Here is a 5,765-nt window from a genome sequence, read left to right on the forward strand (position 1 = left end):
GGTACAATGACTCAAGCTGACGATTCTCAAGCTGTTAGGTACGAACAAAAATGGCTGCGTACGCAGCCATTTTTCTCATCCTTTATAAATTTTGGGGTTAAACACATCCCTGAGCCAATCACCCAGCAAGTTGATAACCAACACCAGCAGCACTAAGGCAATTCCAGGAAAGACCGTTATCCACCACGAACCAGAGAAAATGTAATTAAAGCCAATACTAATTAACGAGCCCAAAGACGGCTGATCGACAGGCATACCCAAGCCTAAAAACGATAATGCCGCTTCTGACATAATCGCGTTAGCCACTTGAACCGTTGAAATCACCAAGATCGGAGACAGACAGTTGGGAAGAATGTGCCGGAACATAATACGCGGTGATCGAAACCCCATTACACGCGCCGCTTCAACATATTCTTTTTTCTTCTCCGCCAGTACAGAGGCACGAATAGTACGCGCATATTGCGGCCATTCGGCAATCCCAATAATCACCACCAGCATCAAGATCGCATATTGACTATAAAACTCGCTACCAAAGCTGGCTTTAAAAATCGCAGACACAATGATCGCCACCATCATGGTAGAGAAAGACAGCTGAATATCTGCAATCCGCATAAAGAAGCTATCTATCCGTCCGCCAAAGTATCCCGCACTCAGTCCTATGATTGTCCCTAAGATGAGCTGTAATCCTACCGCACATAGGCCAATGGTCAGAGAGATACGCAGGCCATAAATCATAGTGGATAAGATATCTCGGCCCTGGTTATCCGTCCCTAATAAGAAGCGAGGATCGCTCCATTCCATCCAAGCAGGCGGTAACTCTGAGTCCATGATATCAATCGACATCAAATCATAAGGATTGGTTGGTGCCACCAAAGGCGCAAACACAGCCAGTAGGAGAAAAACCATAAAAATGGCAAAACTGGCCATCGCCACCTTGTCACGCTTAAAGTGATAGAGGAAATCTGAGGCCAAAAAGCGTTGCCAGCGACTTGGGGTGGTATGTGCTTGTGTCATCGCTTACGCCTCCTTACCGGTAATGTTAACCGTGGGATTTATCAGGCCATACAGTAAGTCGACAAATGTATTGGTGACGACAAAGATTAATCCGACGAAAATGACATAGGCAGTAATCAAAGGTGTATCGACACGGTTGATCGCTTCAAGAAAGAGAAAGCCCATTCCTGGCCACTGAAACACGGTTTCTGTCAAAATGGTATAGGCAATCATGGTGCCGATTTGCACTCCGCCTACAGTCACCACAGGTAACATGGTGTTTTTCAATGCATGCTGATAATAAACCTTATTTTCGGGGAGCCCTTTCGCGCGCGCAAATTTGACATATTCAGTGCCCAACGCTTCCAGCATTTCAGAACGCACCAAGCGAATAAATAGCGGCAACATGATAGAGGCTAATGACACGGCGGGTAATACTAAGTGCGCAAGGCCGTCTAGGGTGAAAAAGCCAGACTCCCAACCTAGCCAATTGGCCGTTTCCCCTCGCCCATAGGAAGGTAACCAGCCAAGCTCAATGGAAAAGACGTACATCAGCATGATTGCCGTCAGGAACACGGGAATCGAAATCCCTACGATACTAAAGCCCATGATAATCTTGGTAAGTATACTTTTGGGATGGATAGCGGCGTACACACCAAGTGGAATCGACACCACCACGATGATCAACGCCGCACCGACCACCAGCTCTAAAGTGGCGCCCAGTTTATCTAAAATGACATCGACAACCGGTCGTTTAAAGAAGTAAGAATTGCCTAAATCACCTTGTAGGGCCTGACCGACAAAGCGAGTATATTTGGTTATAAAGGGATCATTAAGCCCCATTTCATCGCGCAGCGCATCGCGCTCTGCTTCTGATACTGATTGTCCCACCAGCTCCCGCAAGGGGTCGCCAAGGTTGTCTTGGATAGCAAACGCCACCAGACTGATGACAAACATCACAATCAGTGCCTGTACCAGACGTTTGACTAAAAACGTTACCATGTGTGCCTCTAAGCGATTGGATAATCAAGGCCCCAGGATTGGGGCCCTGTGTCAATCCATTACTCGACCACTAAATCGCCGAAGTAAGGGAAGTTCATACCGTTAACGATCGGTTTGATGTTAACGTTATTTTTGGCTGCCCAAGACGGATCTTGCCAGTGCAGAGGAAGGAAAGCCGCATCGTCATACAAGATCTTCTCGACCTTTTGCAGCATCGCGTTACGTTTTTCCAGATCCGTTTCTGAATTCGCATCGAGTACCAGTTTGTCCACTTCACTGTTCGAGTAATGGCCACAGTTATACTGCCCTTTACCCGTGTCAGCGTTGCGGGTCATGGTGAGGAACTCGGTAAAGTTAGCCGAATCTTCCGTATCTGGGTGCCAGCCGATCATTTGCATACCGGCTTCACACTTATCAAACTCAGGCCAGTACTGCGCTTTTGGCATGGTCTGTAAATCCACTTTGATGCCGATTTTCGCCATCATCGCGGATACCGCTTGAGCGATTTTTTCATCATTCACATAGCGGTTATTGGGGGCAATCATGGTGACAGAAAAACCATCAGGATAACCGGCTTCTTCCATCAACTTTTTCGCTTTCGCCAAGTCATAACGCGGCGCGAGATCGGCATTGTAACCCGCATAACCGACTGGGCTTTGCTGGCTTGCCGGTGTCGCGGCGCCTTTCATGATTTTTTGCGCGATGCCTTCGTTATTGACCGCATACGCCACCGCTTGACGGACACGCGGGTCTTTAAATTCTTCCACCACACTTTGGTTCATTTGGAAGGTAATCACGCGTGTACCAGGCATGGTCACCAGCTGCAAATTATCAGAGCGATCGATGCGACGATAATCGTTAGGCGATACAGGGGCGATCATATCGACATCACCCGATAGCAGTGCCGCGACACGGGTGGCATCTTCTTTGATCGGACGCAGCGTGATGTTGTCGACATTGCCTACGCTGTCTTTGTCCCAGTAATTCTCATTACGGTCAAATTCAACCACTACGCCTTGTTCACGTTCGTCGACCACGTACGGCCCTGTGCCTGACAAGTGTGTTGATGCATACGTTGAACCATTTTTCTTCAGCTCAGATTTGTCGCGTCCGTCTTCGGTCTCACCACTATAGAATTTGCTGTCCATGGGGAACACGTAGGTCATCACGTTTTCTACCAGTGGGTAGGTGCCGTCGGTGACCACATCAACGGTGTGCTCATCGACTTTTTTGATGTCAACGATTGGGGTGAAAATCCCTTTAAAATCCGGCGAAGATTTCAAACGATCAAACGTCCAAACAACGTCATCAGCACTAAATGGGTTACCGGAGTGGAAAGTGACCCCTTCGCGAAGGTTGAAACGCACGGTTTGATTGTCGATACGCTCCCACGAGGTGGCAAGACGAGGCTCGAAGTCCATCTCTTGGGTAAAGCGGACCAAGGGGTCGAAGACCATGTGTGATAGCTGTAAGGTACCACCAGACAGTTGCTCATGCGGATCCAAAGAAACGGGATCCGCGTCATAAGCCACTGTAATGTCGGCAGCGGCAGCACTAAAACTTAGGCCAGCGGCCATGAGTGCCACGGCTATCTTGCTCTTCATTGTTTTCATTGCATAGCTCCTTTATGCGTAGGGGATATACCCCCTGCTGTGTTTGCATCATAGATACGGTGCGGCCCTTGGCCGCGTCGACATAGCACGCTATGCCGGTTGCAAACCTTCTGTGCTCATTCCCTTAAACTCAGGCATTAATGAGATAAGATGACGGCTATATTCATGTTGTGGGTCAGTAAACAGTTGCTCGGTTGGAGCGACTTCAAGTAGCTGACCTTTACGCATCACCCCAATGCGATCGCACATTTGACGAATCACCGGTAAATCATGGCTGATAAATAACATGGTCAGATTGAGCTCGTCTTGCAGATCTTTAAGCAGATTTAAGATCTGAGCCTGAACAGAGACATCTAACGCGGAGGTTGGCTCGTCACAAATCAGCAACCGTGGTCGCGTCGCCAGTGCGCGGGCAATCGAGATACGCTGACGCTGGCCACCAGAAAACTCATGCGGATATTTGATCCCAGCACCACGGCCTAATCCCACGTGATCGAGCAAGTCTCCGACAATTTGACGGATTTGCGACTCACTTTCTGCCAAGCGGTGAAAGCGAATCGGCTCCGCGATAATGTCATAAATCTTCATCCGCGGGTTCATGGATGAATAGGGGTTTTGAAACACCATCTGCATTTGACGACGGATTGGACGACGGGCCCGCTCACTTTTTATCGCGGTCAAATCGATATCTTCAAAAATAATCTGGCCGGTATTGGGCGGATACAGCCCGGTAATCGCCCGAGCGATGGTTGACTTCCCGGAGCCTGACTCGCCGACCAGACCAAAAGTTTCCCCTTCAACAATATCAAAGCTGACGTGGTCCGAGGCTTGGACATATTCGCGACGGCTGGCAAAAAACGAATCCTTGGTCACAAATCGCAACGAGACGTCCTTTACTTGTAACAAGGGGCCAGAGTAAGCGCGTTGGTCTTGGCTTTGTCCTAGCCAGTGGTTCTTCACATCCAGCTCAAGGGTTTCGCCTGCTTCTTCGATGTAATTCACCAAAGGAAAACGTTCCAGTTTGATATCGGAACGTGGCACGGCGGAGATTAAGCTTTGGGTATAAGGATGTTGCGGATCGCCCAACACTTGCTGTGTAGTGCCAAGTTCAACTAAGTCACCTCGATACATGACCGCGACACGATCGGTCACATTCGCCACTACGCCCATATCGTGGGTCACTAACATACAACCCACATTTTTCTGCTGGCATAAATCGCGAATCAAATTGAGAATTTGGTCTTGAATCGAAACATCCAATGCTGTCGTTGGCTCATCAGCGATAATTAAATCTGGCTCACCGGCCAATGCGACCGCAATCACCACGCGCTGASGCATCCCACCAGAAAATTGATGCGGATACTGCTTAATACGCAACTCAGGCTCTGGGATCCCGACTTGCTCCATCAGGCTTATCGCACGCTGATAGGCTTGCTGGGACGTCAGATTAAGGTTGGTTATTATCGTTTCTGTCAGCTGTTGCTCGACAGTAAATAACGGGTTCAGCGAGGTCATGGGATCTTGAAAAATAAAGCCAATCTTATCGCCACGCACTTTGCGAATTTGATTGGGTGTCAGGCCCGATATTTTTTGACCATCGAGGTACACATCACCACTGGCAATGCGTCCTGGAGGGCTAAGTAAATCAATCACCGCATTTCCAACGGTTGATTTACCTGCGCCGGACTCACCGACCACGCCGACAATCTCACCACGCTCAATCGTTAATGACAGCGAGGTCACGGCCGCGTGGACACCATGGCGAGACGGGTACTCTATTCGGAGGTTATTAACTTCTAGCAGTGACATTTTTCATCCTTGATATCGTCAAAAGGTGACGATCAACGTGCTAACCAAAACAAGGGGCTGCCTCGCCTTGGAGAGATGCGATTCCAATCTGGCAAATATTTCACAAAAAATCAACATCACAGAAGAAAACACCATAAAGGCCTAATCATCTCGGATATTCATTCATCTAACTACCAGCACTTGCCCGGCGGCAAGACACAAAACACACTTCATATCATAAAGATATAAGCTATTCCYACTCCCTCTGTTTTAAAGCAAATCACGCATAGAATAAAGCCATCTGAATTAACAGCCACATAACATCCGTAGTGATAATGACTGATTTATAAATGATGGACACACTTCATA

Annotated in this window: 4 protein-coding genes; all 4 read right to left on the reverse strand. The window is 48.3% G+C overall.

Going from position 1 to position 5,765, the window contains the following annotated elements; all coding sequences use genetic code 11:
- Positions 1-75: 75 nt before the first annotated feature.
- The 4 genes from BZG79_RS10620 to BZG79_RS10635 all read right to left on the reverse strand — a co-directional run bounded on the left by BZG79_RS10620 (position 76) and on the right by BZG79_RS10635 (position 5,417).
- Positions 76-1,014 carry an ABC transporter permease gene (locus BZG79_RS10620; protein WP_077577298.1) on the reverse strand — a complete coding sequence of 313 codons (939 nt, stop codon included), beginning with the start codon at positions 1,012-1,014 and terminating at the stop codon, positions 76-78.
- Between the two features lie 3 nt (positions 1,015-1,017).
- The gene (locus BZG79_RS10625; RefSeq protein ID WP_021022169.1) at positions 1,018-1,995 is read right to left on the reverse strand and encodes an ABC transporter permease; all 978 of its coding nucleotides are present in this window, start codon (positions 1,993-1,995) and stop codon (positions 1,018-1,020) included.
- A 59-nt stretch (positions 1,996-2,054) separates the two neighbouring features.
- Positions 2,055-3,608, reverse strand: coding sequence for an ABC transporter substrate-binding protein (locus BZG79_RS10630; RefSeq protein ID WP_077577299.1), 1,554 nt, complete (start codon positions 3,606-3,608; stop codon positions 2,055-2,057).
- A gap of 90 nt (positions 3,609-3,698) precedes the next feature.
- The gene (locus tag BZG79_RS10635; protein ID WP_077774368.1) at positions 3,699-5,417 is read right to left on the reverse strand and encodes an ABC transporter ATP-binding protein; all 1,719 of its coding nucleotides are present in this window, start codon (positions 5,415-5,417) and stop codon (positions 3,699-3,701) included.
- Between the last annotated feature and the right edge of the window lie 348 nt (positions 5,418-5,765).

The organism is Salinivibrio sp. MA427, assembly GCF_001996115.1.
In the GTDB taxonomy this organism is placed as follows: domain Bacteria; phylum Pseudomonadota; class Gammaproteobacteria; order Enterobacterales; family Vibrionaceae; genus Salinivibrio; species Salinivibrio costicola.